Origin of the sequence: Neobacillus canaveralius (assembly GCF_047237705.1) — a bacterium.
In the GTDB taxonomy this organism is placed as follows: Bacteria; Bacillota; Bacilli; order Bacillales; family Cytobacillaceae; genus Neobacillus; species Neobacillus niacini_K.
Genome location: NZ_JBDFLL010000001.1, coordinates 4,153,388 through 4,178,725 on the forward strand (window position 1 = coordinate 4,153,388; position 25,338 = coordinate 4,178,725).

A 25,338-nucleotide genomic window follows, 5' to 3' on the forward strand; every position below is an offset into this window, starting at 1 on the left:
CCATTTGTTGTAATTTTCTTAAAACAATATATCGTATATTGTTATTTATTACAATCAATTATATTTAATTTTATAGACACAAAAAAAGACCTAGTGGTCTCTCGTCTAAACTCAATCTACCTTATGTAGTCACCAATAAGAAATCTATTCCCCTACTGTTCACTCACAGCTACCACTTCATAAATTTCCGCACCCTTTAAGTGAAAAAGATCCTCCATTCCTACTAAAGAAAATAACTTTTCCAACTTTATAGCCATTTCTTCAAATATAGGACCTTGTTCTACAGTGCTCAAATATTTTAATTCGAGATTCCAATTCCTTAACGTGACAGGGTCGACCACTTCAGCAAACATATCGGGAACCTCTTGGAGATGTTTGCCGGCTTTACTAAACGTCTGAACTGGTAAAGCAATATGTCGTTCATCTACATAGCAAACCTGGGATAAAGAAGTATTTGTTGGATATCCATCTTTTGTAACAGTGATAATGTAGCTGGGAAATATGCCTTCTAGGGCATGTTTTATTTGATTTGTAAGCACCATGTTCATATCTGACACCTGCCTATTAATATCGTTCCATTACCAGTATAAGCTCTTTGGATTTTATTTGAATCAAATATAATCAAAAAACACTCTCACATGCAATATCATTCCACTCTCAAAAAAGGAAATGAAAGTTAAAATATAGAATATTATGTATTAGTAAGGGGTGATTCGATGCAGATACAGACAAAGCTTAAAGGTGCAGAACGAAACTTTTTTGTAGGACGTGCCAAGGAACTAGAAATTTTACACAAACATACTACTGGCAATTCAGAATGTCAGTGGCTGCATATTAATGGACAAAGCGGCATTGGAAAATCAACACTTCTCCAGCAATTCATGGCTGAATTAGAGGTAGGCGAAGTTTATTTTTTAGATGGAAGTAAAACGATAAGGGCTAAAGAAGATGTATTCGTTCAATTGGCCAATCAGCTTAAAAGTGCCGGCGAATGGGACCTGCATGAACAAAATCAAGAGGAGATTGTGAACAGAATAATACATAGGTCGGCTCAAAAAGGCGGACATGTTGTTCTTTTACTTGATACTTTTGAAAATTGGCACACCGTTGAGAAATGGCTCCCTCAATGGCTAGGGCAGTTCGAAGACACAGTTCGAATTATCACTGCTGGAAGGCACCCGCTCACAGGTGGATGGCTGCGTTCCGGTTGGGCAAGTTTCCTTCATTCCGTGCCACTGACCTCTTTGACGCCAACCGATGTCGACCAATACGCTCGAAAACGCGGCCTAGCAAGCAACGAAACAAAATCACAGTTATTCCAGTTTTCTCGAGGTATTCCTCTTGCCATGACCCTTGTTGCTGAAATGATGTTGAAGGGAAATCAATATAAACCACTCGCTCGCATAGAACAGAATCAGCTTATTTCAGTATTAATAGAAGAGCTGTTCGATGGACTAGATGCTTCAGTTAGACGATTACTCGAGGCAGCGTCAGTATTTTGGCGATTTAATGAAGAAAGACTTTCATCATTACTAGAAGAAGAAATAGATTATGAATCGTTTAGAAGACTCATTAAAATGCCTTTCATTATTTTAAAAGAAGATGGCTGGATGCTTCACGATGCGATACGATCATGGGCACTTGAAGACATGATGCTCCGGAAACCACAAACCTATGAACAAATGAGATTAAAAGCCCTAAAACAGATACGATTGGAAGAAAGGTCTAATCCGCTTCTAAGGCAGAAACTACAATTAGATAAAATGAGCTTACATGAAAATCCTCTCGTCCGGAATATTTGTTTCACCGGTCATTTAGACAACGTCGAAGTGCGGGGATGTCACGAATGCGATCTTCCGGTAATTGAATCTTTGTACATCCGCTATCACCACTTCGTATTACCCGAAGCTTCCGAAGACATTCTTATGGTACGTTTAATTCGCCCAATTTGGGAAGTTGATCCATCTTCTTTTATCACTATCTGGCAGGAAAATGAATTAGTTGCTTTCTTTGGAAAGATTCCATTGCATGACAAGATGCTAAAAGTGTTAGAAACAGACCAGGTCCTTCACCCCTTTTTGAAGGGTTGGAAACCAGCTCCTAATTCGTATTTAATATGTTTTGTTGGTCTTGAGCCAGAGCTTGCAGCTAAAACACAAACATATGTTATTAGTACTCTTATCAATCATTTTTCATTATCAAAATGGCTCTTAGATTTTACATGTTTAAAAGAGTGGTTTCCTGTTTTAGAGTTATGTGGATTTGATTCTGCTCCTTGGTCTTATGGCAAAACCCAATCAGGAACGGAATTCCGTGGATTTATTCTAGACCTTACACAGGAAGACTATCTTTCAAAACTAGATAGAGTTCTATCAAAAAATTCATTAGACGAGACGTTGAACCAGCCTAAGTCAACCGGAGATGTAAACGAACTTAAAATACTAATGAAGGAATTTTCAAAAATACCGGGGAATTCTGGATTATCCGAGACCTATACTCGTTTATTTCCACATAGAATTACGTTTGATCTATCTACTGAAACAATAGGAAAGTTTATTCAAAAAGATATAGTAGATGTGATCAACTTACTAATCGGTGGTGAGGAAATGGAAGCGACTTTAGGGAGAATATTAAAATATGCTTTTATCCAGGGAATTCGTCCCCATGAACTGGTGGCAAAGAAAACAAATCTATCCTTATCAACCTACTATCGATATTTGAATAAAGCCCTAGAGAGACTATTCCAGGATTTAGCTCAAAAAAATTTATAATCAACACCTTTAACTATAAAGAAAATGCAGGTTGGAAACATACCTGCATTTTTTTCACAAACATGTCCCTATAGTTAATATAGAAACCTTCACTATTGTATTAATTATGACTCTTTTCGTAATAAACTTAATTGCTTAGGTAACCAAAACCCAAAAACGACTATAAAAACAGGAATTGACCACCAGGTATGCCATCCTTTTAACTGCATATATTCAACTTGAACAAGCAGCCATTCAGATAAGGTAGCCAAGATCGTAAAGATGGTAACATATATCCATTTCTTTTCCTGTTTAAAATAGTTTAGAAAAATTACTGCGTAACTTGAGGGAATGATACCGTAACATATAAAATCACCTATTCCTTCTTGTTGTGGATCACGACCTAAATCAAATACATCCAAGTAATTTAACATCAGGAACACATCTATGGTTATCGCTACATAGCCAGTTGTAAAAAAGACAAAATAAATTTCTCTCCAACTTAATCGTTTTGGCATAAATAATATGTAAATCAATAAGATAAGACCCAATGTAATTGGAAACCATAAACCTTTTGATGACAAATCTAAGTTTTGTAAAAACTTTTCCATGGTTTGTCTCCTTTAAGATTGCTATTTAAACCTTTAAATTCTTGCCTTGAAGAAGGAAAATATTAGTACAATCTTGACAAACTATATTCTTAAATCAGTTTTCTACTATCATTACTAGTAATGAAAACGTAAAAAATTCCTGTCAATGTTTGAGTCAGTAAGAATATAGGGAAAGAATACGATAATTGATAGTTATTTTGATAAGTAAGGATATGTAGAAGTGTAAATATCCACTGTACTGTTATACCAATAATGGACCAAGCAGTAATATAAAAGATAAATGTTATTTTATTAATCCGTAACACATGATAAAAATACATAAAAAAATAACCAAATGGTGCAAATAATGAATAATAGAACAGGTCAAATAATTCATAGTGATTACTATCATTCTGCTTGTAAAAATCAAGGAGACCTCCACCTATTGTAAAATCAAACAACATACCTGTTGATAAACCTGCAAGTACACTGATAAAAGTTACTTCCCTACTTAGTTTTTTCGGTAAGAACTTCATGAACGAATAGCCAATTACATTCATAATGATGAGTGATATCTCATTTAGACTAAAGTTGTCGATCCAAATCATCTAATTTTTAGCTCCTTTTAAAACGAATGAGTTGTAACGATATAGAATGAAATATCCTAACAGGTGTAATAAGACATAATATAGATAATCATAAATCAAATTCCATTGATGGAAATAGACAATATCAAAACTGAGCATAACCATATTAATTAAAACTAGTACAAAGGAAGAAATTAGGATCGCTGTAATTTTCTTTAGCACTGTCGAGTTTCTAGGTATACTACTCATGCCAATAGCTATAAACAATGGAGTAATAAAGGTACGATGAATAATATATGCTATATAATTTAGTGGAACATGAGAATAGGTAATATATCTTAGTTCCTCATTTGTGATCCAACTCCGGTTTACATCAATAATAAATATGAAAAAAACGATGGCCGAAATCTCTAACTTTGAAAATGGTTTCTTCATAGCATAAAATATCGCAATACCTAACCAAGCTAAATAGACAATTATTGATAATGCCATCTTACCTTCACCTCTATTTTAATAAGTACCCTATTTAGGTTTTGAAAAAATAAAGGATTTATACATAGTAAGGCTAATTGAATATTTGTTTTGTAGTGGAGAAAGTAAGGGGTGGTTTAGGAAAATATAAAAATTTCCTAATCGTAAAAAAGGCAAGAATCCAGAACAGTACTGAACTCATGACGAATAAATAATGTCATATTTATAAAAATGTAATCAAGTATCCCATCTTCAAAAAAACCATCAACTAGATATAGAAAGGTCTACTTTCAGGAAAAAGTAGACCAATGATTTTAATTATACTTTTTAATTCATAGCGTTTGTGTAACTTCTTCTTCCCTGCAGTGTGTAACAATGGATTCAAGGAAATAGGCCTTTTCAAAGCCGTCTCTGGTAGCGTCACCAAGTGAACTATAGCCTGCTGCATCTCCTAATACAAACACATTTGCTACCTGTCCACTTAATGTTCCCTCTAATGGGTTATATGCCTCAACACCCATAGCAACAATGACATACTCTGACTTAATTTCTGATTGTTTCCCAGAAACTAAGTCCTCCACAATAACGCTGTTCGGTAGTATTCCTCCCAATTTGTGGTCCGTAACAATGTTCACATTTACCTGCTTAAGCTTCTCAAGTAGTCTTAATCTCGTTTCAGGTCCAATTCTTTTGCTTGCTTTTGTTGGTATTTCTACATAGGTGACATCATTACCAGCTTCAGCAAGGCGACGAGTCGTTCCATGACAAATCATACCACTTCCTACAACCGTAATTTTACTATTAGCAAATACTTTATCCTGTAATTTTACATCTTCATAGGTATACACATGATTTAAATTATTGCCCTCTACCAGTGGAAGCCTTGGTCTTCCGCCTGTTGCCAATAAAACAGCATACGGATTTAATGACGTAATCCCTTCGACGGTAGCTTCCGTATTCATACGAACATCAATATTTAAACGTGTCATTTCATGCTCAAGATAGTGTATGTGCCACGTCATTTTCTTTCGATAAATTGGATCCGTGACAAGGTGCAATTGACCACCAAGCTTATTACCCTTTTCAAAAAGAGTAACATCATATCCTTTTAGTGCTAGATTTCGTGCCGCTTCCATACCGCCTGGACCGCCGCCAACGATGACAACGTGTCGGTCTTCATCAGATGGCAGGTTTTGAAGTTCCTTAAACTCTAATTCACGTCCTGCTCTAGCATTGATGGAACAAAGAACGTGTGAGTTACCCATAGTTGAATGGATACAATGGAGGCAGTTTATACATTTTCTAATTTCAGCTTCGCGTCCTTCTATTGTTTTGTTTACCCACTCAGGGTCGGCGATTAATCCCCTTCCTATCGCCACAAAATCTGCTCTGCGCTCCGATAAAATGTTTTCTACGAATTGGGGTTCACGAATAGACCCAACAGTGATGACTGGAATAGTTACTTCTTTTTTTATCTCCTCTGCCAGGTAGACTCTCCAGCCTTGTTCAAATAACGGGGATTCAATTATTCTGTCCATAGAGTCATAGGTTCCACAACTAATATGCAGTCCATCTACTCCTAATTTTTCTAAGTATTTGCTAATCTCCTTACCTAACTCTAAATCTATTCCTCCTTCAACAAATTCATCCACACTGAGACGAACCGTTACAGGGTAATCTTTACCACACTTTTCCCTTATACCAACAATAATTTCCTCGATGAATCTCATTCGATTCTCAAAACTTCCTCCATAGTCATCCGTACGGAAGTTTGCCTGGGGACTTAGGAACTGGTTAATTAAATAACCATGGGCTCCGTGGACTTCAACGCCATCTATGCCAGCCTGCTTACATCTTATGGCACTCTGAACAAATTTATTTACTAGATCTTTTACTTCTGCTGTTGTTAATTCCCGGGGTTCTTCACCTACTGCAGCACATGCCACGTTACTAGGTGCAACGACTTGTTTACCATTAATTAACGAAGAGTTTGACTGTCTGCCTGCATGATGGATTTGCACAAAAACCTTCGCCCCATATTTATGTACCGCATTGGCGAGTGCGTGTATACCTGGGATGAAGCGATCATCGTCCAGCCTTACTTGCCTAATAAATCCTTTCCCATATTCATAATCAATACAGGTAAATTCAACAATAATTAACCCAGTACCCCCCTTTGCCCTTTCTTCATAATAAGCAATTAGCTCATCAGAAACTTCCCCTTGGGGACCTGCTAGATTCGTTCCCATTGGCGGCATAACTATTCTGTTTTTCAATGTAAGATTGCCTATTTTACCTTGTTTGAATATACTTGGGTATTGCATTTTGTTAAAACCTCCCTTTTCAAAGTTATTGTGAATAATTTCACAAATATAACTGAAATATTTATCCATTTCTTATTTTAAAGGTAATTAACTGAAACTTTCGTACCTTTATTTGTTAGTTTAGTGACAATAGTATGTATTATTTTCGAAAAATAAAAGTGCCTGATACAACCCCTATCTTGTCGAGGACAATCAACAATTACGGGTAGTGACCAGGCACATATTTATTTCTGAGAAGTCTTAGGTTTTATTAGTTTAAAAGCTTAAGATTTGAGCTTTGTTCAACTTAAGGTCAAAGCGATCTGCATTCATTACCTTGACCCATGCTGCAATAAAGTCACGTACAAACTTCTCTTTGTTATCCTCTTGAGCATAAACTTCTGCTAGGGAACGGAGAACAGAGTTTGACCCGAACACGAGGTCGACTCTAGTTGCTGTCCGCACTACTTTACCAGTTTTACGATCACGACCAACATATACGTTTTCCTCCACAGGCTTCCACTCAACTCCCATATCAAGCAAATTAACAAAGAAGTCGTTAGTGAGTGTTCCTACGCGATTTGTGAATACACCGTGTTCTGTGCCGCCATGGTTCGTACCTAGAACACGCATACCGCCAATAAGTACTGTCATTTCTGGTGCAGTAAGCTTTAGAAGTTGTGCCTTGTCCACTAGCAGCTCCTCAGGACTAACACGATACTGGGCTTTCTGATAATTGCGGAAACCATCAGCGACAGGCTCTAGTACTGCAAAGCAGTCTATATCCGTTTGCTCTTCCGTGGCATCACCGCGTCCAGGGGCAAAAGGAACGGTTACATCAAAGCCTGCATCACGTGCAGCCTTTTCAACCGCAGCACTGCCACCTAGTACAATTAAATCAGCAAGGCTAACTTGCTTATTTAATTTACTTTGTATGTCTTCGAGTACATGAAGCACTTTTGCTAGTAGCTCCGGTTGATTCACTTCCCAATCCTTCTGTGGAGCAAGACGGATGCGGGCACCATTAGCGCCGCCACGCATATCTGAGCCACGGAAGGTACTGGCGGAAGCCCAGGCAGTTGTTACTAACTCACCAACTGTAAGTCCTGAGTTAAGGATCTTTGCTTTAATCTCTGATACTTCCACATCTGATAATTCATAATCAACTGCTGGTACAGGATCTTGCCAGATAAGATCTTCTTTAGGAACCTCTGGGCCTAGATATCTTGCTTTAGGACCCATGTCACGGTGAAGAAGTTTGAACCATGCACGTGCAAATACATCGGCAAATTCTTCCGGATTCTGATGGAAACGACGAGATATCTTTTCATATTCAGGATCATAACGTAATGCCATATCTGCAGTGGTCATCATAGTTGGAACTTTTACAGATGGATCTTCTGCATCCGGGGCAAGATCCTTCTCATCAGGATTTACAGCAAGCCACTGAAATGCCCCTGCAGGACTCTTTGTAAGCCACCACTGATATCCAAACAATAAATCAAAGTAACCATTGTCCCACTGTGTTGGATTAGCAGTCCAAGCACCTTCAATACCGCTGGTGATGGTATCATGACCTTTACCGCTGCCGTGTGTGCTTAACCAGCCTAGACCCATTGCTTCAATTGGTGCAGCTTCTGGTTCTGGACCAACGAGAGCAGCGTCTCCTGCACCGTGTGCCTTACCAAAAGTATGACCGCCGGCTATTAATGCCACAGTTTCTTCATCGTTCATTCCCATCCGTGCAAAGGTTTCACGTATGTCACGAGCACTCGCAACAGGATCTGGGTTACCATTTGGTCCTTCTGGGTTAACATAAATTAGACCCATCTGAACGGCAGCAAGTGGATTTTCTAGCTCACGATCTCCTGTGTAACGCTTATCACCCAGCCAATCTGTTTCAGTACCCCAGTAGATGTCTTCTTCTGGATGCCAGATGTCTTCACGTCCGCCGCCAAACCCAAAAGTCTTTCCTCCCATGGACTCAATCGCAACATTACCTGTCAAGAGGAGCAAGTCCGCCCAAGAAATCTTGTTGCCATATTTTTGCTTAATCGGCCATAGGAGCCTGCGAGCTTTATCGAGGTTGCCGTTGTCTGGCCAGCTATTAAGTGGAGCAAAACGCTGTGCACCCGTTCCGCCGCCGCCTCGGCCATCAGTTATACGATAAGTACCTGCGGCGTGCCACGACATGCGGATAAAAAATGGACCATAATGCCCATAGTCAGCCGGCCACCAATCTTGACTGGTTGTCATTAGCTCTTGAAGATCCTGCTTAAGAGCATAGTAATCTAGTTTTTTAAACTCTTCTGTATAAACAAAGTCCTCCCCCATAGGGTTAGTTTTTCTGTCATGCTGATGAAGAATATTCAAGTTTAACTGGTTTGGCCACCAGTCTCGATTTGACGTACCGCTAGACTTTTTACTAGTAGCGCCTCCCTGATGAAACGGGCACCCTTCTGTGTTAGCATTGTTTTTAACGTCCATGCTTTTTCCCCTCTCTTTGTAAACTATGTAGCGAATAATTATTCTTCTAATGGTAGAAAATTAAACTGGCTGATAATAACTATTATATTTATATTCTACTAAGCTATTACTAAAAATTGAAAAAATAACCAACATAATCACAAAATTGTAACATTTAGGAGAGCTTTAAATATCTTTATAGTTAACAAAAAAGACTGCAGGTGAGAACACCATTGCAGTCTTTATGACACTTAACCATATTCATTTTATACCCACTGAATAGACCCAAACTCACCATGAGGATGGTTTTGTAATTTATATCTTTTAAACTCGTTTTGTAATTTCGATAGTGGCAATTTATAAAGCTGTTGATCTTCTTTGGTATATACGTTTAAAAAAATTAATTTATTGATAAGTTTTTGGCGTTTTTTTTCATCATTATTTCTCATCAGGTACACTCCTTAATTTTTATAAAGTCTTTCCCTTAAATACAACAACTTTTAATTTCGTTTATTTGATTAACCTTATTATAAGCCTACAATTCCTACCTGTAAAGTATGAATTAGCGGAATTTAAAAAATTACCACGTAAAATATGTGATTAAGGCTTTTTTGTTGTAAACAAGATGTTCGATGTTTTTTCTCTTTTAAAAAACAAAAATTTTATTACTATATTAACAAACTGTTCAATACAAATTCCCCCTAATTTTTTACAATAGTAACATGAGCTAAATAACTCAAATAGAAATCTTGTCCAAATTTTTTTCTACAATAACTGCTAACATTCAACACTTTCCTTTTAATCAAAACGGATTAAATTTTCCTTAGTTTTGATTCGGAGATCAACCTATCATTTCATTCCTTTTTTAAGTTGTTGCAGTTTTCACCTCCTATCCAACCCACCTTCTAATTCACCATAAACAAGCTCTTCAATCGGTCTTTCGAACTCCACATACATTCAGTAAGAATCTAAATTTGTCGAAGAACTTATGATTTCACTTCCCACCATATGTAGTATCATATGGTAGAAATCGTACATAGGATAATAAATTCACTATAGGAGAGATTCAAATGACTAAAAACGAAGTTGTGATTGTAAGTGCTGTTAGGACAGCAATTGGAAGTTTTTTAGGAAGTCTACAAAATGTTTCTGCAAAGGAGCTTGGGGCGACAGTAATAAAAGAGGCCATTCTTAGAGCTGGGATAACAAATAATAATGTTGATCAGGTTATTATGGGAAATGTTTTACAAGCAGGTTCTGGCCAAAATCCCGCAAGACAAGCTTCACTTGCTGCTGGTTTACCTCAAGAAACACCTGCAATAACAATTAATATGGTTTGTGGATCAGGCTTGAGAGCAGTTCACTTGGCAACACAGGCTATTCTATCGGGAGAGGCTGAAATTGTGGTTGCTGGCGGAATGGAAAATATGAGTCAAGCGCCATATTTATTAAAAGGCGGTCGTAATGGATTTAAGATGGGAGATCAAAAGATTCTAGACAGCATGATTCAGGACGGGTTATGGTGTGCCGAGAATGACTATCACATGGGAATAACAGCCGAAAATCTTACAGAAAAATATGAAATCAACCGAATCGAGCAGGACGAATTTGCGGCATGGAGTCAACAAAAGGCTCAAGCAGCGATTGAATCACAACGATTTAGTGATGAAATTGTCCCTGTTGAAGTACCTGGTCGAAAAGGACAAGTATCAATATTCAGCCAGGACGAGTTCCCTAGATTTGGAACGACTTCAGAAAGTCTAGGAAAACTTCGTCCTTCATTTAATAAGAATGGGACTGTTACCGCTGGAAATGCTTCAGGTATTAACGATGGTGCTGCAGCTTTTGTTGTGATGAGCCGTGAAAAAGCAGATGAATTACAACTTAAACCTTTGGTAGTTATTAAAGCAAATGCTGTAGCTGGGGTTGACCCAAGTATTATGGGAATTGGTCCCGTCCCAGCAGTAAAAAAAGCTTTACAAACAGCTTCTTTATCATTAGAAGAAATTGATTTAATTGAAGCAAATGAAGCATTCGCTGCCCAATCAATCGCAGTAGACAGAGAACTTCATTTTAATAAAGAAAAGCTAAATGTAAATGGTGGAGCAATTGCATTAGGTCACCCTATTGGTGCTAGCGGCGCAAGGATATTGGTGTCATTAATTCATGAAATGAAAAAAAGAGAAAACCGCTTTGGTTTAGCGACGTTATGTGTCGGCGGAGGTCAAGGTGTAGCTACGATCATTGAAAATGCTTAAATTGCCTAGTGAAAAATACTAGATGATGGCCGAAGGACAATACTTTCTGAATTGTTGTAAAATTCAAAATTAGTTCACTTTTACTCCGTTCATTATGAATCATTAGTCTTATAATAAAGCTAAAGGGAGTATCGAATATCGCTATCCCTTAATTTTTAGAAAGGAGGTCCTTAGAATGTCATTCGCTGATTTTTACGATATTTACCGAATTTGTTCTACTTATGAAGAAAATGAACAATCGTTGGATAGGAGTAAATTAGGAAACGATATGACATCAAGTCCTTCCGTTAGAGATTTACCATTACCCAATTCAAATCGCTGGTGGGAGCTTGCAGAAAAAGAAATTCAACGTGAAAAAAGAGAAAAAGTCCTTATCTAACTATTCCTTTGTGAAGAATAGGTAAATTGACTAATTCAGCATTTATAAAAGATCTAGGCTTCCCTTGTATATTCATGACTAGAAAATACAAGGGATGTTCATTTACCCATCAATAATATAATGTATAGGAGGGGAAAACTTGAAAGTTAGTGAATCAGAATATAATGTAAATAGAATGCTAGATATTAATAGTTGTCATGTTAATAAGGAAATTGATTTGAAAGATAATCCTCAGTTTCTGTTTAATGAATATAAAAGATTCTTTAAAGCTGAACGCTTCTTGGAAGCATTAGAGTTTTTCATCCTTTCTTTAGGTAAAGGATTTCCTAGAGCGGAGTTTGAAATGGGACACCATTGCTATTATGGAAGTGAACAGTTAGGAATCTCAAAGGACTACATTAAGGCTTTCAATTATTTTTCTGTCGCTGCAGCACAGGGACATGCTACTGCTCTCTATTACCAAGGGCTTATGTATCTTAAAGGTATTGGGGTTGCTATGGATTTGAATCAAGCTCTTCTCTCCCTAAATATTGCTGCAAATCAAAATGAAAAGAAAGCATTAGATATATTAGGTAAGCTTTATCATTTCGGATACTGTGAAATTTCATTAGATCATAAAAAAGCCGAAAGCTACTACAGGGTTGCCGTCAACCGGGGTTATTCCCCTTCAATGTTCCATCTCTCATTATTACTTGAAAGTCAACATAGGTTTGAAGAGGCCTATGAATTAATGATCCAATCGGCGAATAAGGGGTATATGGAAGCAATTAATTATAATATTAGTACATACAAGTAATATTTTTTCTAGGAACAACAAAATAGTAAACGTTAATTCGGTTGGCGTTTCTGACTTGTTGAATTTTTTCAATAAATTAAAATCCTCTTACGCCAGTGTAAAATTAGCGTAAGAGGACGAATGAAAAACATAAACTATGTCGCTCGACTTTTAACACAATCTTACACCTCACCCTAATACAGTCTTTCTATTACCACATATTTACCAGGATCATCTATTAATTAAATATATCCCGCTTTCTAAACATTGAACTGGCAAATCGCCACATTACTTTTGGTTTGGTCAGCCATTGTATTTTTGCATCGTTTTCTTGATTATTAAGTACTTCTGCGGCAAGGAATTTTGTTACTGGTTCGACCTTGTCACCTAAGATGTTAAAGATTTTTCTGTTTTGATCATCCAGCGATTTCCTTAAAAAATCAGTCGCAACCATTCCGGGACTTAGCGTGCCTACTTTTATATTTGTCTTATTTGCCTCTATTGCCAAAGAGCGGGTAAAATAGCTCAGAGCACATTTTGATGTTCCATATAAAGTCATCTTTTCGCGCATCATACCGTTGCTGCCAAAACCCTCCATATTAAAGATTTGGCCAAAACCTTGTTTTAACATATGATGAATGGCTACATGGCAGCCATTCATAACACCCTTAAGATTGGTGGTAATAATTTTATCGTACGATTTTTCGTCCAGTTCCCAAAAGTATTTCCTTTCTTGATCGATTCCTGCATTATTAATCCAAATATCAATAGGACCAAAATTTTTTTCAGCGTAATTCCACAATTCCTCCAAATCATCCCGTTTATCGGCAGTTGCAGCATACCCAACCACATTGTCAGGGTACATTTCTCTTAAACTTTGCAATGCACGATCAACACTCTTCTGCGACTGTCCACTTATTGTTACTCTGCATCCTGTTAGTAAAAACTCCCTGGCGAGTCCGTAACCAATGCCTCTTGTACTCCCCGTTATCACAACATGCTTCATTGTCATTGACAACTCCATTCCCGTGAAAAAAATCGATTATCTTCATTATAAGTCTTTTTCACTGGAGACTTAACGCATGTAAAAAATAATTATTGATAGTTGTGAGCATTTTTATAATAAAACAAAAAAATGGCAGCCATTGGTTTTCGCAGGTAATTCCTAAATTAAGTAACTCGAATTCTACCAACTCTTCTATTTCGATTACGATCTTTTATATTCAGTGCTCTTTGGGGTTGAGGATTACCTTGAAATGATATGAGGCCAGCCTTAAACAGGGCATACCCGATTAAGGAAGCAAAGATCGAACTTCCAATCAGAAACAAGATGAATCTTCTGACAACCTTACCTAACATGATTTCACCTCTTTAACCTCTTATTGCTGATAAATATGATGAAATCATCTCTTTTATGTCGGCTTAATCAACACCGCCATACATTACATAGTACTGCGTGTGAAAGTGTCACAATTTTAATTTTGCTTATGTCTTTGAAAAGTATCTGTTCTGGTTTTCCAATATCGCTAAACGAATTAACTTAAGTTTTATTTCTTTGCTTAACGAAAGCCATTCCGGTTTAAAGATTTTCATTTTCCATTCCCCCATTAGAGTATTGTTCGGTTTTATAAACAACTTATATTGCAACAATATTCATCTGAGCTGTATTTGATTTTTATCATTCCCGTTCCCTCGAACTCTTTAACATTTTTCGTTTTCCATTTTAATTGAAATTTCTACATTTTTTTCAGTTTTTATAAGATTGGAAGATAACTCAATAAGGAGTATAGAAATAATAATAGTTTAATCTCTTTATCTAAAGGGTACTGAATTAACATCCCAAATTTATAGGAGGTTATATTAAATGAACAATGAACAGTACCCAAGCAAATTACCTGCACAAGAACAAAACCAGCAGCCAGGAATTGAGAAGAATATGAGACCGCTTCCAGAAACCGAAAATCCGAACTATAAAGGAAGCAATAAGCTGCAAGGAAAGAATGCAATAATTACCGGAGGAGACAGTGGAATTGGACGTTCAGTAGCAATAGCTTTCGCGAAGGAAGGAGCAAATGTTGCGATTATTTATTTAAATGAAAGCAACGATGCGGAAGAAACGAAACAGCTGGTTGAGGAGCAAGGTGGAAGATGCCTATTAATTGCTGGAGATATCGGTGATGAATCCTTCTGTAGAGAAGCTGTACAGCAAACTGTAGATGAACTTGGCGGCCTTGATATCCTTGTGAACAATGCGGGTGAGCAGCACCCACAGGAAAGCATAATGGAAATCGGTACAGAACAGCTGGAAAAGACATTCCGGACAAATGTTTTTTCTATGTTCCATTTAACAAAATCGGCGTTACCTCACCTTAAGGAAGGAAGTGCCATTATTAATACAACATCCATCACTGCTTATAAAGGGCATCCTAAGCTGCTTGATTATTCTTCTACAAAAGGTGCCATTACTTCCTTTACAAGATCTCTTGCCCTTCAGCTGGCCGAGAAAGGAATCAGGGTAAATGGAATCGCACCAGGACCTATTTGGACACCACTCATTCCTTCTACTTTTACCGCGGAAGAAGTAAGTGAATTTGGACAGGGTACACCGATGAAGCGCCCCGGACAGCCGGAGGAAGTTGCTCCTGCATTTGTCTACCTAGCTTCACATTATGATTCATCCTATGTTTCTGGACAAATCCTGCACATTAATGGCGGGCAAGTCGTTAATGGGTAGGTAGCCGTGGGGACGGTTCTTGTTGCTCATACTACTATGAAACCCGTGAGAACCGCCCCCAGATTGTTTTACTCTTCCCCGCCAAATCGTATCTTCAACAAATACCCATACATGAACAGGAAAATCATAATTCCCATAGATTGAAAGGTTCCTACAATCGTCTTAATCGAGAAACTTCCCCTTAAATTATCCTTATAAATAATAATATAATTACCATCTGCAGAATTCGCCATGACTAATAGGATCCAGCTAAGGACTATTAACAGAGCACCCAGTCCCCAAAAAACAGTATGTAATTTACCTTTACCCAAATAGACTAAGAGATTAGCTAGTAGAAAACCGAGGACTGCTGCAACAACATAAACCCACCATAAAGATTCAGCACCAAATTTGACTAACAAAACCATATAATGAATCGTAAAGCCCAAACTCAATAAAAAAATGGGAACACTATAAAAACAGGATATAATAAATTCGCTTTTGTCCATTGCCATTAATATGAGAAAAACAATGATACTCGGAATTCCAATGACCCAGAGTATAAATGCCAATCCAGATACTGGGTTCGCATAGCTCTCCTTTAAGGGAAGCTCCACGACCCCTTGAAAAGTTGCTCCATCTAAATGCCCCACCATCATATACCAGCCTAAAAACAGTACGACGAAAAAACAGCCAAATAGCATTAGTACCGCACTGAACGTACCCGTTTCTTTCTTCCTTGATTTACGTTTTTGTTTCTTTTTACTCAATCTTTACACCAACTTTTTCTGAATATCTATAAACAATATCATAAAAAACAAGAACAAAATAAGGGAATTCCTTACTATGTTCTATTAAAATTCTCTGTTAAAGTTTAATTTTACCTTGTTATAGAAATAGATAATTGAATCTTGTGACAAATAGAAATAAATGGTTAAATGAAACTATCATCTACTTTTCTGCAAGTCGATGCTTCATAAGGAGGGGAAACTGTTTGAAATCTTTTGAAAAACTACATCCGTTATTAAAAAGTTTTGTTGAAAAAGGTCCCGCTGGATGTGCCTGTTCCGTTACCTATCAAGGGAAAACAGTATTTGAAGATTACATTGGATATGCAGACCTTGAAACGGAAACACCAATTTTACCGGATACGATTTATAGAATCTATTCAAACACCAAATTGGTAACGTGTGTTGCTGCCCTTATTTTATATGAACGGGGATTGTTTTTGCTAAATGATCCTCTTGAAGAGTATCTTCCAGAATTCAAAGAACCAAAAGTTTACCATAAAAATAAAAACGGCGATTTATCGATTTTACCCTCTTCAAAATCAATCAGGATCAAAGATCTCTTCATGATGACCTCTGGATTAACCTATGGAGGGGAAGGAAATGAAACCGAACGTCAGGTTAAACTGGCGCTCAATAATTTTAATAACGAAAACGGTTCTGAGAATTTAGATGTTAGAGCACTCTCCCAAATGCTCAGCACGATTCCACTTGCCTTTGAACCAGGGACACAATGGCAATATGGTTTTAGCCATGACGTCTTGGGAGCATTGATAGAAGTCCTGTCGGGTAAATCCTTTGGACAATTTTTAAAAGATGAAATTTTTGATCCTTTAGAAATGAAGGACACATTTTTCAAGATTCCCGAGGAGAAAAAAGAGCGTCTCTGCAGCCTTTACAATCGCAGCGAAAATGGGGAGTTAACCAAAAATTCATTAATGGATGTGAATTATCAGCCTGAAGCCAAGTTTGAAAGTGGTGGCGGAGGGTTGCTGTCTACGTTAGGCGACTATAGTCGATTTGCCCACATGTTGGCAAACGGCGGAGAGCTTAACGGTGCCAAAATTTTAGGAAGAAAGACGATTGAACTAATGTCTACCAATCATCTAAAGCCAGAGGTGTTGCAGTACTATAATTGGGACTATCTGAAGGGATATGGCTATGGATTGGGAGTCAGAGTCATGATCGATCCTCCTTTAGGTGGCAGTAACAGTTCAATTGGAGAATTCGGATGGTGTGGTTTAGCGGGCACGTGGGTATTGATTGACCCAAAAGAAAAGCTTTCTGCTGTGTATATGCAGCAAATGATGCCTAACTTTGAGGCCTATCATCAGCCACGGCTTCGCTCGGTTATTTATAGTTCGCTATAAGAACACGCATAAAGTGCTGAATTATTTAGAGATGACAATATAATCTAAATTAATTTGTATCTTTTGTATTTCTACATTTACTCAAAAAGCAATCGATCAGAACAACGCTGAGTCGATTGCTTTTGTTTATGCAAGTTTCCGCTATAACTAAAACTCGTAAGTGCTTACTCTTTTTCTGTTATGTACCATCCATCAGGCTTTTTCTCTATATGGAATAAATCTTCATCGAATTTTTTTCGGAGCATTCTATATTCTTCATTTTCAATTTTTATTTTGCTTACTTCGATTTTTTTTAACGTTATTTCAGGTTTCTTGACTTCGATGACCAAATCATTAATCATAAAAAACGTTCGTTGATATCTCATGCTCCACTTCCTCCCCTGTTTATATTACTTACGTATAGAATTTGCCAAACATTAATAAAATCCTTGTAAATTTTTTGTAAAATGTATCCTCGCCTCAATAATTAAAACCAGACGGAACCTCAAACAGCAAATTTTATCGATTTACCGTAATCATTTTCTCCTTTTTTACATTATATCTTATGAAAAACTTACAAACTATTATTGATCTATCGCCATAAAATAAACCGTATCCATAACCGCCACATCCAGCGCCAAACCCCATTTCAAATGAAATGGGGTTTATATATTTATAAATTATAAGAGCTCCCTATCAATTTTATAATATTTCCAATTTCCCTTACTATAAGAATAGCCGGATTTTTCTGCAGCACCTAAAAAAAACAGAAGCACACCTTGAGTTTTCTTCTGATCTTAAAACAATAATATTTTCATTGTCCTAATACTTGTGAATGATCAGAATCAAAAAGCTCGTTGAATAAACCATACAAGTCCAAAGCATAAAATGGCTACTGATGTACCAGGTATAACCCATAGAATTGGTTTTAAGGTTAACTTTTTAATCCATAGAATAAGTGGGAATACCACTGAAACGATTAATAATTGTCCAATTTCAATCCCTATATTAAATGACAAGAGGGACGCAGCCATATGGTTTGTGTCTAATCTCATTTCAGATAAGATTCCTGCAAAACCAAACCCATGGATTAGTCCAAAACCAAAGGCAAGCCACGGCTGATGATTTGAGTCTTTATTAAAAATATTCATAAGTGCAACGTAAATAATACTTAATGCAATCGCGGATTCTACAAACCTGCTTGGTAGCGTAACAATGTCCAAAGTTGCAAGAGCCAATGTGATACTATGGGCAATGGTAAATCCAGTGACTAAGCCAAGAATATGGCGAATCGTTTTTGCCCCAAAAAGCAAACTAATGACAAATAGAATATGATCATAACCAGTAAAAATATGTATTAATCCTAGCACTAAAAACTGTTTTACATTTGAAAGGAAACTTATTTCTCCAATCTCCAATTTCTCTTGATTCGTATGAAAGGACTTGTTCTTGTTGTTTTCCATTCAGTTTAACAGTTGCATAGTTTGCATGACTTGGGTCCGAATCATCCAGGAACATATTATACTCTACAATTAGTTTCTCTGGTTTATGCTCAATATTATATGCTAGGTCAATTACTGCAAATGGGCGTTCATTAATCGTCTCAATGTCGGTCTTTTTCACAGTCCCTTCAACCTGTTCACTATCTGCATATAGTTCTATACGAGAATTGATATATTCTTGGATGACTTTGTTGTCGATTGACTCTTGTTGAGCGGTTTCATGTAAATGACAAAAATCACTATAAAAGGACTATTTTTGTCTTCGCAAATTAAAAAACATGCAAAATCAGATAATTTTTACTATATCCAAAAATAAAAAAGCTAACTTCTTGACAGCTTACTTGAATTTAGCATATTGAAGAATTTTTTCAAACTGCCATCGTCTTTATCGAGAAATTTCCTCTTAATTCGTTCTATCAATCCAAATATTTACTATAATAATTTCTAGTTTTTTTGCTATTTTAATATTCTAACTATTGTTTTTATTCAAAAAGTATTCTATAATACTTTTCATTACAAAAATTCTAAGTCAGAGGTGTAAAAAATGAAAGTTTTAGAGAAAGTAAGTCAAGTCGCCGGCAGTACCTTTGCCGTTTGGGTGCTATTATTTGCAGCCTTATCGTTTTTTTGGCCATCATCATTTACGTGGATAGCACCACATATTTCCCTCCTATTAGGGATCATTATGTTTGGAATGGGACTAACATTGTCTGCAGGAGATTTTAAAGAAGTTTTCAGACGCCCAAAGGATGTAGCAATCGGAGTTATTGGTCAATTTTTAATCATGCCTGGTCTTGCTTTTTTACTTGCAAAAGGATTACAATTACCACCTGAAATTGCTGTAGGAGTCATTTTAGTAGGTTGCTGTCCGGGCGGTACTTCATCTAATGTTATGACTTTCTTGGCGAAAGGTGATGTTCCTCTAAGTGTAACCATTACCTCAGTGACAACAATACTAGCACCTGTGGTAACACCAGCACTTATTTTATTACTTGCAAGCGAATGGATTCCTGTAGATCCAGGTAGCCTATTTGTTTCCATTGTAAAAATTGTGATTATACCTATCGTTCTAGGGCTAATCATTAAGAAAGTATTTAATCGTCAAGCACAGGCAAGCGTAAAGGTCCTTCCGCTTGTATCCATTATAGGAATTGTTGCGATTGTAGCCGCAGTAGTATCTGTTAATCAACAAAATATTGCGAAAACGGGGTTAATCATTTTTGCTGTTGTTATCATCCATAATGTCCTTGGCTATCTATTGGGCTATTTCTTTGGAAAGTTATTCAAGATGGATTTATCGAAGAAAAAAGCAGTTGCAATTGAAGTTGGAATGCAAAACTCCGGCTTAGGTGCTGCTATTGCTTCAGCTCATTTCTCACCATTATCTGCTGTACCAAGTGCTATTTTCAGTGTTTGGCATAATATATCTGGTCCAATATTAGCGACCATATTTAATCGGATGAGTAACAAAACGGAACTCAATGCGGATTCAAAAAACTCACAATTAACAAACTAGAAAACCACACCTTCATTGTTGGGAAATTAACAACACATGAAGGTGTGGTTTTTTTGAGATTTTTGAAATGGGGTGTACCCCGCGTCTCCTTAATTTCTACTTCCAAAATTTATTGCAATGTAGTACCTTGCTCCAAGTATTCAATTTGTTCTTCTGAGAATTGGATATTTTCCGCAAGTAAGCAATTATTCAATTGCCCAACCGTATAGCAACCGACAATCGGGATTGTCGAAAATGGTTGCGATAATAGATAGCCCAACACTACTTGGGTAATGGTGAGTGAATGTTCTTTAGCTAGCTGTTGTACTCTTTTTAACCTATTTTGGTTTTCCAAGGAGTAATACATAGGGCTTATTTGATTTTCACTAAATATTAAGTTCGCTGAGTCCAATTTCGAAAATATCCCTTGTGCCTGAGAGGAGTATGGGATTGCAGTTAAACCGTTTGTGACATGTATCTGCTTCATTTCCTTATCCATTGGAACTAAAGTAGGATCAGCTAATTTTTCTCTATTAACTGTGGCAAGACTCCACATCATTTGGTTTCCTGAGAATCCTTGTAAACCATGTTTCAGAGCATATTTCTGGGCTTCCATAATACGTTCTGTTTTCCAATTGGAGCAGCCAAAATAACGTATCTTTCCCGCTTTCACTTGGTCGTTTAATATGCTTAATATTTCCCCGACATTCTTATTTTCATCATCACGATGCAGCCAATACAAGTCAATGGTATCTACTTGAAGCCTCCTCAGGCTATTGTCCAGGTCTTTAACAATTTCTCCAGGGGTCATTCTAGGAAGGTGCATTGTCTCAAGAAGTGGATGGGCACCTTTAGTTGTAACTATCATTTTATGACGGTTACCCCTTACTTTCATCCATTTTCCAATTGTTTTCTCACTTATGCTAGATTCGATTGGGAGCCAGTTAGCATAAACCTGTGCTGTATCAATCATATTGCCCCCTTTTTCAAAATATGTATCCATTAATTTAAAGGAGTCTTCCTCATTCAACTTACTTCCCAAAGCAACTCCTCCCAGCGAAAGAAATGAACTTTCTAAATCTGTGCCTGTTATTTTTATACGTCTCATAAGTGCCTCCTAATCATTCTGTTTTTATCTGAATATTTATATATTTCTATCACTTAATATTACAATTAATTTCTGATTTCAACAATTTTGAATATAATTGTTTTTCTAGATTCTTAATGTCCCGTGAAGTTTGGTTATTCAGGTTTTCTCGCTTTATAGTGTTTTCTTGTAATTTGAAAGCCAATTATGGCTCCTATACAAAAGAAAAGACTCCATTACTGAAAAATGGAGTCTTTCAAGACGAATTAATTCACACCCCCATCAGTAACAGCTACTCTACTTTAGGAGGCAAATTTATTATATTTAATAGATTACTATAAACCATAATTTTAATTATTATACAAAATATTAATTAAGCTTTAACTTCTTCCCAATAATATTGAATAGCTTGTTTTTGAATTACCTCCGGACAATCAACTTCATCGTCCCAATGATCGTAATTATTTTCTCCATTTACATGTTGGATATCAACACTATAATATTTTCCTTTGAATTTAAAAATAATTACTACCATCTCAGAAAAACCAGCGTCATCGTTTCCAAGTTCCTGAACAAATTCTAGTCCGTAATCTGGGTGGTTTTTACGTTCAGCAACAGAATCTAATATAATGTTTTTAGGAAACTTCATCTTTCTTGCTCCTTCATCTAATAAGTGATTTTTAATTAAAAAAGCTCGCAATTTTTTGTACGTGAAAAAAGCCCACTAGACTTAATAATTAATTAAGTGATTGAGCGATTACTTAAGAGTTATTTTGGCGGGACTGTGTGGGAATCGAACCCACCAGACCTGGCACGCAGGTCTCAAGCAGTTTTGAAGACTGAGGAGGACACCAGTACCCCATTCAGCCCCACAATTATTATTGAAAAAAGATGATAACTACCATTTGTAATCATAATACAATGGAATATAGTAATAATCAATAGAATTGGGGATTTTGTCATTTTTCCGACAACTTTCCCCCTCCTTTTAAAGCCCGATTTATCCTTTACCATAAAGGTGATAACTTGTCTTTTCACCATATAACAGACTATAATAAGTAGATGAAAATAGTATCGTGTAGGTGAAAACAATGCAGCTAACAGGTTGGTTTCTTTGGTTTATTTTAATATGGATCTTTGCCTTTGCCGGTGCTATGGCGATTGGCGGATTTTTTATGTTTCGAAAGTTCCTTAAGAAAATGCCGAAGGAAGATGGCAAATCGGTTATGGACTGGGAAGAATATTATGTGAATGAATCTCGACATCTTTGGGGCGATGAAGAGAAAGCTCTTCTCGAGGACTTGGTCAGCCCGGTCCCTGAATTATTCCGTGATGTTGCTAGGCACAAAATAGCAGGAAAGATTGGCGAACTTGCTCTTAATGAGAAAGTACCTAAAATTACAGAAGAACTTGTCATCCGTGGGTACATTCAAGCCACACCAAAAAGAGATCATAAATTTTTACGTAAAAAGCTTTTTGAAAATAGAATTGATGTAGCTCCATATGAGCATTTGTTCTAAACCGTCCAATTTTTGGCGGTTTTTTTTCATGATTTTGGATACTTTAAAAAAGAGTCAAATAATAGGTTGAGGTGAAACAATGGCAAAACGCAGGGCGACAAAGAGGCATAAGATATTTAATCTATTGTTAATAGTGATACCGTGGCTGTCATTATTGTTTATAGGAAAGCGTGATTTTAAACGTTATTCATTTTCAGGGATTTTTATTGTTATTTTTGAAATCATTAATCATTTGTATGGACACAAGCGGAATTGGTGGAAGTTTTACGATAAGAAGAAATCATTTATTAGGGATGAACTACCTTTTAGTGTAGGGCCTTATGCACCTCTTTCGATGTGGCTCCTTAAAATTTCGGAAGGAAACTTTAAGAAGTTTGTGCTATTAAATTTAATTGCTGATGGTGCCTTTGCTTTCATTATCATAGATGTTCTTAAAAAGCTTAAGATTATCAGTCTGGGTCGATTAAATCATGTACAGTTTTTTATCTACTTACACTATAAAGCCTATATCTTATATGTAGTACAGTATTTATTTGATAAAGTTAAAAGATATCGGTATTAAAGAAACGCTCAGAGCTTTTTATGCCCTGAGCGTTTTTTTTATAGCAATGTTAGTGTTGACCATGGAGCTGTCGATATAACTTTTTGTAATCGAGATACATCGCAACCCGCCATGGAACAATCATACTAAATGCAAGCAGGAAGAACATACCGCTTAGTTCTCCATAATCAATTGTGGCACTTAAGATCGTTTTCAAGCCAATCCTTACTACTAATAATCCTACTAAAATGTAAATAAACGCCTTCGATCTTTTCAGAAAGATTTCATTTTCCCGGATTTCAAATTTTGATGTTTTAATTAACAAAATTGAAAAAAGCATTCCCAGAATAACCACTTCTAGGATTTCCATACCAGTCAACCGAAATTGTGGTACAACATACATTAATGCCCCGCTCGACATAAACACAGGAGGCAGGATAATTTTCAACGCATTTGTAGGCTTCTTTGCGGCTTTCATACGGACAAATAAAGCAAATATCCCCATAAATACCGCTCCTATTGAAGAAACAACAACGAAGTTCATAGGTTCCATCCCCTATTTTCTTATAATAAAGCTAAATTATTTTCATGTATTAGAAACCTGTAAATCCACCAAACATACCTGAAAAAATGATGATAATTTTTGTCATCCAGTCAAAGAAAAGCACAATTCCCATCACAATCATTATATACCCGCCGATTTTCACAATCTTACCGCTATTTTTACGAATCCATTTCATTCTGCCGACAAAGAAGGATAATATTAAAAATGGAATAGCAAATCCGAGTGAGTAGGCGACCATGTATAAAACACCTGAACCAGGATTTGATGCTGCAAGCAGGATAACAGAAGTCAGAATGGGTCCTGTACAAGGTGTCCAGCCGGCAGCGAAAGCCATACCGATTAACACGGAACCAATAAATCCTGAGGGTCTGTTTTTAAATTCTAAGCGACGATCCTTCATTAAGAATTCTGGTTTAAAGACACCGACTATGATTAATCCAAATAGAACAATAAAGATACCGCCAAGCTGACGAATTAAATCCTTATATTCAAGGAAAAAGCGGCCAACAAAGGAAGTTCCAAAACCAATTGCAATGAAAATAGCCGAAAACCCAATAAGGAAAAAGATTGTATGTAGAAGACTCCGCTTTTGAAGCATTGCATTTTCAGTTTTTAACTCCCCTACAGACATTCCCGTGATATACGATAGAAATGCAGGGTATAGCGGTAAACAGCATGGTGAGATAAAACTTAAAAAACCTGCACCCATGGCCAAAAATATATTTACGTCAGTCATATTAACACTCCCACTATAGTCGATACTCCTTCATTTTAACAAAACTTCCCCCTAAATGATAATGGTTAACATGAATATTTTGTGTCGCTAGCAAATTATTAAAATCTACTTCAAAAAACATACAAAAAATCTATTATATACCTAAAATAGTTGGATAATTTTTTACAAATATCTTTGTATTTATTCCCATCTTAGGTTATACTAGTAAAACATTGGTAGAAGATAACTATCAATGTTTTGTTTTCTATTTTTGGAGTTTCTCCGGAAAGGACCACGGCTATGATTAAACAAGAACTTATTGAACTAATAGAAAATAAGCGTGCTGAATTAATACAAGTCGCGGTTACAAACGGCTTGACTTCCTCCATTGCTATTCGCTATAGCCAGGAATTAGACCACCTTTTAAATGAATATAATCGAAAGTATATAAAGAAAACCCGCCGAGTGGCGAGTCTCTCATAAA

At 36.6% G+C, this 25,338-nt stretch carries 27 protein-coding genes and 1 tRNA gene; 10 read left to right on the top strand and 18 right to left on the bottom strand.

Features of this window, described 5'->3' with window-relative positions:
• Positions 1-152: 152 nt before the first annotated feature.
• The gene (locus ABC255_RS20490; protein ID WP_412996435.1) at positions 153-548 is read right to left on the bottom strand and encodes a hypothetical protein; all 396 of its coding nucleotides are present in this window, start codon (positions 546-548) and stop codon (positions 153-155) included.
• Positions 549-716: 168 nt separating this feature from the next.
• Between ABC255_RS20490 and ABC255_RS20495 the strand changes: the two genes are divergently transcribed.
• Positions 717-2,771: an nSTAND1 domain-containing NTPase gene (locus ABC255_RS20495; RefSeq protein WP_412996437.1), complete on the top strand. Its 2,055-nt coding sequence runs from the start codon at positions 717-719 to the stop codon at positions 2,769-2,771.
• Between the two features lie 104 nt (positions 2,772-2,875).
• On the opposite strand, the gene ABC255_RS20500 is transcribed toward ABC255_RS20495, so the two are convergent.
• From ABC255_RS20500 to ABC255_RS20525, 6 genes are all read right to left on the bottom strand, one after another.
• Complete coding sequence (locus ABC255_RS20500; protein ID WP_412996439.1) at positions 2,876-3,361, bottom strand: hypothetical protein; 486 nt, start codon at positions 3,359-3,361, stop codon at positions 2,876-2,878.
• A gap of 89 nt (positions 3,362-3,450) precedes the next feature.
• Positions 3,451-3,948, bottom strand: coding sequence for a hypothetical protein (locus ABC255_RS20505; RefSeq protein WP_412996440.1), 498 nt, complete (start codon positions 3,946-3,948; stop codon positions 3,451-3,453).
• Positions 3,949-4,419: a hypothetical protein gene (locus tag ABC255_RS20510; RefSeq protein ID WP_412996442.1), complete on the bottom strand. Its 471-nt coding sequence runs from the start codon at positions 4,417-4,419 to the stop codon at positions 3,949-3,951. It abuts the gene before it with no gap.
• 311 nt (positions 4,420-4,730) lie between these two features.
• Positions 4,731-6,722 (bottom strand): oxidoreductase, encoded by a 1,992-nt coding sequence (locus tag ABC255_RS20515; RefSeq protein ID WP_412996443.1) that lies wholly within the window; start codon positions 6,720-6,722, stop codon positions 4,731-4,733.
• A gap of 255 nt (positions 6,723-6,977) precedes the next feature.
• Positions 6,978-9,188 (bottom strand): catalase/peroxidase HPI, encoded by a 2,211-nt coding sequence (gene katG / locus ABC255_RS20520; RefSeq protein ID WP_412996445.1) that lies wholly within the window; start codon positions 9,186-9,188, stop codon positions 6,978-6,980.
• A gap of 245 nt (positions 9,189-9,433) precedes the next feature.
• Complete coding sequence (locus ABC255_RS20525) at positions 9,434-9,616, bottom strand: Fur-regulated basic protein FbpA (RefSeq protein WP_412996447.1); 183 nt, start codon at positions 9,614-9,616, stop codon at positions 9,434-9,436.
• A 621-nt stretch (positions 9,617-10,237) separates the two neighbouring features.
• On the opposite strand from ABC255_RS20525, the gene ABC255_RS20530 reads away from it, so the two are divergent.
• The 3 genes from ABC255_RS20530 (at position 10,238) to ABC255_RS20540 (ending at position 12,600) form a co-directional block, all read left to right on the top strand.
• Positions 10,238-11,425 (top strand): acetyl-CoA C-acetyltransferase, encoded by a 1,188-nt coding sequence (locus ABC255_RS20530; protein ID WP_412996449.1) that lies wholly within the window; start codon positions 10,238-10,240, stop codon positions 11,423-11,425.
• Between the two features lie 175 nt (positions 11,426-11,600).
• Positions 11,601-11,804: a hypothetical protein gene (locus ABC255_RS20535; RefSeq protein WP_412996450.1), complete on the top strand. Its 204-nt coding sequence runs from the start codon at positions 11,601-11,603 to the stop codon at positions 11,802-11,804.
• A gap of 139 nt (positions 11,805-11,943) precedes the next feature.
• Positions 11,944-12,600 carry a tetratricopeptide repeat protein gene (locus tag ABC255_RS20540; RefSeq protein ID WP_412996452.1) on the top strand — a complete coding sequence of 219 codons (657 nt, stop codon included), beginning with the start codon at positions 11,944-11,946 and terminating at the stop codon, positions 12,598-12,600.
• Positions 12,601-12,817: 217 nt separating this feature from the next.
• Here the strand turns inward: ABC255_RS20540 and ABC255_RS20545 are convergent, their stop codons facing one another.
• Entirely contained in the window at positions 12,818-13,591 is a 774-nt protein-coding gene (locus ABC255_RS20545) for an SDR family oxidoreductase (protein WP_412996454.1), read from the bottom strand.
• Between the two features lie 158 nt (positions 13,592-13,749).
• Positions 13,750-13,938 carry a hypothetical protein gene (locus ABC255_RS20550; protein WP_335535575.1) on the bottom strand — a complete coding sequence of 63 codons (189 nt, stop codon included), beginning with the start codon at positions 13,936-13,938 and terminating at the stop codon, positions 13,750-13,752.
• Positions 13,939-14,443: 505 nt separating this feature from the next.
• On the opposite strand from ABC255_RS20550, the gene ABC255_RS20555 reads away from it, so the two are divergent.
• Positions 14,444-15,313, top strand: coding sequence for an SDR family oxidoreductase (locus ABC255_RS20555; RefSeq protein WP_412996456.1), 870 nt, complete (start codon positions 14,444-14,446; stop codon positions 15,311-15,313).
• 68 nt (positions 15,314-15,381) lie between these two features.
• Here the strand turns inward: ABC255_RS20555 and ABC255_RS20560 are convergent, their stop codons facing one another.
• Positions 15,382-16,062: a hypothetical protein gene (locus tag ABC255_RS20560; RefSeq protein WP_412996458.1), complete on the bottom strand. Its 681-nt coding sequence runs from the start codon at positions 16,060-16,062 to the stop codon at positions 15,382-15,384.
• A gap of 224 nt (positions 16,063-16,286) precedes the next feature.
• Between ABC255_RS20560 and ABC255_RS20565 the strand changes: the two genes are divergently transcribed.
• Complete coding sequence (locus tag ABC255_RS20565; RefSeq protein WP_412996460.1) at positions 16,287-17,450, top strand: serine hydrolase domain-containing protein; 1,164 nt, start codon at positions 16,287-16,289, stop codon at positions 17,448-17,450.
• A 164-nt stretch (positions 17,451-17,614) separates the two neighbouring features.
• On the opposite strand, the gene ABC255_RS20570 is transcribed toward ABC255_RS20565, so the two are convergent.
• The 3 genes from ABC255_RS20570 to ABC255_RS20580 form a co-directional block, all read right to left on the bottom strand.
• Positions 17,615-17,815, bottom strand: a complete 201-nt coding sequence (locus ABC255_RS20570) for a hypothetical protein (protein ID WP_412996462.1) — start codon at positions 17,813-17,815, stop codon at positions 17,615-17,617.
• A gap of 459 nt (positions 17,816-18,274) precedes the next feature.
• Positions 18,275-18,799, bottom strand: coding sequence for a HupE/UreJ family protein (locus ABC255_RS20575; protein ID WP_412996464.1), 525 nt, complete (start codon positions 18,797-18,799; stop codon positions 18,275-18,277).
• On the bottom strand, positions 18,765-19,052 hold the full coding sequence (locus ABC255_RS20580; RefSeq protein ID WP_412996466.1) for a hypothetical protein: 288 nt from the start codon (positions 19,050-19,052) through the stop codon (positions 18,765-18,767). Before ABC255_RS20580 ends, ABC255_RS20575 begins: the two co-directional genes overlap by 35 nt.
• Before the next feature lie 423 nt (positions 19,053-19,475).
• On the opposite strand from ABC255_RS20580, the gene ABC255_RS20585 reads away from it, so the two are divergent.
• Entirely contained in the window at positions 19,476-20,447 is a 972-nt protein-coding gene (locus ABC255_RS20585) for a bile acid:sodium symporter family protein (RefSeq protein ID WP_412996468.1), read from the top strand.
• Positions 20,448-20,556: 109 nt separating this feature from the next.
• On the opposite strand, the gene ABC255_RS20590 is transcribed toward ABC255_RS20585, so the two are convergent.
• The 3 genes from ABC255_RS20590 to ABC255_RS20600 form a co-directional block, all read right to left on the bottom strand.
• Entirely contained in the window at positions 20,557-21,534 is a 978-nt protein-coding gene (locus tag ABC255_RS20590) for an aldo/keto reductase (RefSeq protein ID WP_412996469.1), read from the bottom strand.
• 352 nt (positions 21,535-21,886) lie between these two features.
• Positions 21,887-22,162: a hypothetical protein gene (locus ABC255_RS20595; protein WP_412996471.1), complete on the bottom strand. Its 276-nt coding sequence runs from the start codon at positions 22,160-22,162 to the stop codon at positions 21,887-21,889.
• A gap of 125 nt (positions 22,163-22,287) precedes the next feature.
• A tRNA-Sec gene (locus ABC255_RS20600) sits at positions 22,288-22,384 on the bottom strand.
• A gap of 220 nt (positions 22,385-22,604) precedes the next feature.
• On the opposite strand from ABC255_RS20600, the gene ABC255_RS20605 reads away from it, so the two are divergent.
• Entirely contained in the window at positions 22,605-23,033 is a 429-nt protein-coding gene (locus ABC255_RS20605) for a DUF2621 domain-containing protein (protein ID WP_335532336.1), read from the top strand.
• A gap of 79 nt (positions 23,034-23,112) precedes the next feature.
• Positions 23,113-23,595 carry a hypothetical protein gene (locus ABC255_RS20610; RefSeq protein ID WP_412996472.1) on the top strand — a complete coding sequence of 161 codons (483 nt, stop codon included), beginning with the start codon at positions 23,113-23,115 and terminating at the stop codon, positions 23,593-23,595.
• A 49-nt stretch (positions 23,596-23,644) separates the two neighbouring features.
• On the opposite strand, the gene ABC255_RS20615 is transcribed toward ABC255_RS20610, so the two are convergent.
• Together ABC255_RS20615 and ABC255_RS20620 are read right to left on the bottom strand one after the other, a co-directional pair.
• Positions 23,645-24,118: a CcdC family protein gene (locus ABC255_RS20615; protein ID WP_335532340.1), complete on the bottom strand. Its 474-nt coding sequence runs from the start codon at positions 24,116-24,118 to the stop codon at positions 23,645-23,647.
• 49 nt (positions 24,119-24,167) lie between these two features.
• Positions 24,168-24,875 (bottom strand): cytochrome c biogenesis CcdA family protein, encoded by a 708-nt coding sequence (locus ABC255_RS20620; RefSeq protein WP_335532342.1) that lies wholly within the window; start codon positions 24,873-24,875, stop codon positions 24,168-24,170.
• Between the two features lie 279 nt (positions 24,876-25,154).
• Between ABC255_RS20620 and ABC255_RS20625 the strand changes: the two genes are divergently transcribed.
• Positions 25,155-25,337 (top strand): aspartyl-phosphate phosphatase Spo0E family protein, encoded by a 183-nt coding sequence (locus ABC255_RS20625; protein ID WP_179602100.1) that lies wholly within the window; start codon positions 25,155-25,157, stop codon positions 25,335-25,337.
• The last annotated feature ends 1 nt before the right edge of the window (position 25,338 follow it).

Bases quoted from the DNA above. Each gene is read 5' to 3' on its own strand.
- ABC255_RS20490 (WP_412996435.1), bottom strand. From the start codon at position 548: ATGAACATGGTGCTTACAAATCAAATAAAACATGCCCTAGAAGGCATA.
- ABC255_RS20495 (WP_412996437.1), top strand. From the start codon at position 717: ATGCAGATACAGACAAAGCTTAAAGGTGCAGAACGAAACTTTTTTGTA.
- ABC255_RS20500 (WP_412996439.1), bottom strand. From the start codon at position 3,361: ATGGAAAAGTTTTTACAAAACTTAGATTTGTCATCAAAAGGTTTATGG.
- ABC255_RS20505 (WP_412996440.1), bottom strand. From the start codon at position 3,948: ATGATTTGGATCGACAACTTTAGTCTAAATGAGATATCACTCATCATT.
- ABC255_RS20510 (WP_412996442.1), bottom strand. From the start codon at position 4,419: ATGGCATTATCAATAATTGTCTATTTAGCTTGGTTAGGTATTGCGATA.
- ABC255_RS20515 (WP_412996443.1), bottom strand. From the start codon at position 6,722: ATGCAATACCCAAGTATATTCAAACAAGGTAAAATAGGCAATCTTACA.
- katG (WP_412996445.1), bottom strand. From the start codon at position 9,188: ATGGACGTTAAAAACAATGCTAACACAGAAGGGTGCCCGTTTCATCAG.
- ABC255_RS20525 (WP_412996447.1), bottom strand. From the start codon at position 9,616: ATGAGAAATAATGATGAAAAAAAACGCCAAAAACTTATCAATAAATTA.
- ABC255_RS20530 (WP_412996449.1), top strand. From the start codon at position 10,238: ATGACTAAAAACGAAGTTGTGATTGTAAGTGCTGTTAGGACAGCAATT.
- ABC255_RS20535 (WP_412996450.1), top strand. From the start codon at position 11,601: ATGTCATTCGCTGATTTTTACGATATTTACCGAATTTGTTCTACTTAT.
- ABC255_RS20545 (WP_412996454.1), bottom strand. From the start codon at position 13,591: ATGACAATGAAGCATGTTGTGATAACGGGGAGTACAAGAGGCATTGGT.
- ABC255_RS20550 (WP_335535575.1), bottom strand. From the start codon at position 13,938: ATGTTAGGTAAGGTTGTCAGAAGATTCATCTTGTTTCTGATTGGAAGT.
- ABC255_RS20555 (WP_412996456.1), top strand. From the start codon at position 14,444: ATGAACAATGAACAGTACCCAAGCAAATTACCTGCACAAGAACAAAAC.
- ABC255_RS20570 (WP_412996462.1), bottom strand. From the start codon at position 17,815: ATGAGATATCAACGAACGTTTTTTATGATTAATGATTTGGTCATCGAA.
- ABC255_RS20585 (WP_412996468.1), top strand. From the start codon at position 19,476: ATGAAAGTTTTAGAGAAAGTAAGTCAAGTCGCCGGCAGTACCTTTGCC.
- ABC255_RS20590 (WP_412996469.1), bottom strand. From the start codon at position 21,534: ATGAGACGTATAAAAATAACAGGCACAGATTTAGAAAGTTCATTTCTT.
- ABC255_RS20595 (WP_412996471.1), bottom strand. From the start codon at position 22,162: ATGAAGTTTCCTAAAAACATTATATTAGATTCTGTTGCTGAACGTAAA.
- ABC255_RS20605 (WP_335532336.1), top strand. From the start codon at position 22,605: ATGCAGCTAACAGGTTGGTTTCTTTGGTTTATTTTAATATGGATCTTT.
- ABC255_RS20610 (WP_412996472.1), top strand. From the start codon at position 23,113: ATGGCAAAACGCAGGGCGACAAAGAGGCATAAGATATTTAATCTATTG.
- ABC255_RS20615 (WP_335532340.1), bottom strand. From the start codon at position 24,118: ATGAACTTCGTTGTTGTTTCTTCAATAGGAGCGGTATTTATGGGGATA.
- ABC255_RS20620 (WP_335532342.1), bottom strand. From the start codon at position 24,875: ATGACTGACGTAAATATATTTTTGGCCATGGGTGCAGGTTTTTTAAGT.
- ABC255_RS20625 (WP_179602100.1), top strand. From the start codon at position 25,155: ATGATTAAACAAGAACTTATTGAACTAATAGAAAATAAGCGTGCTGAA.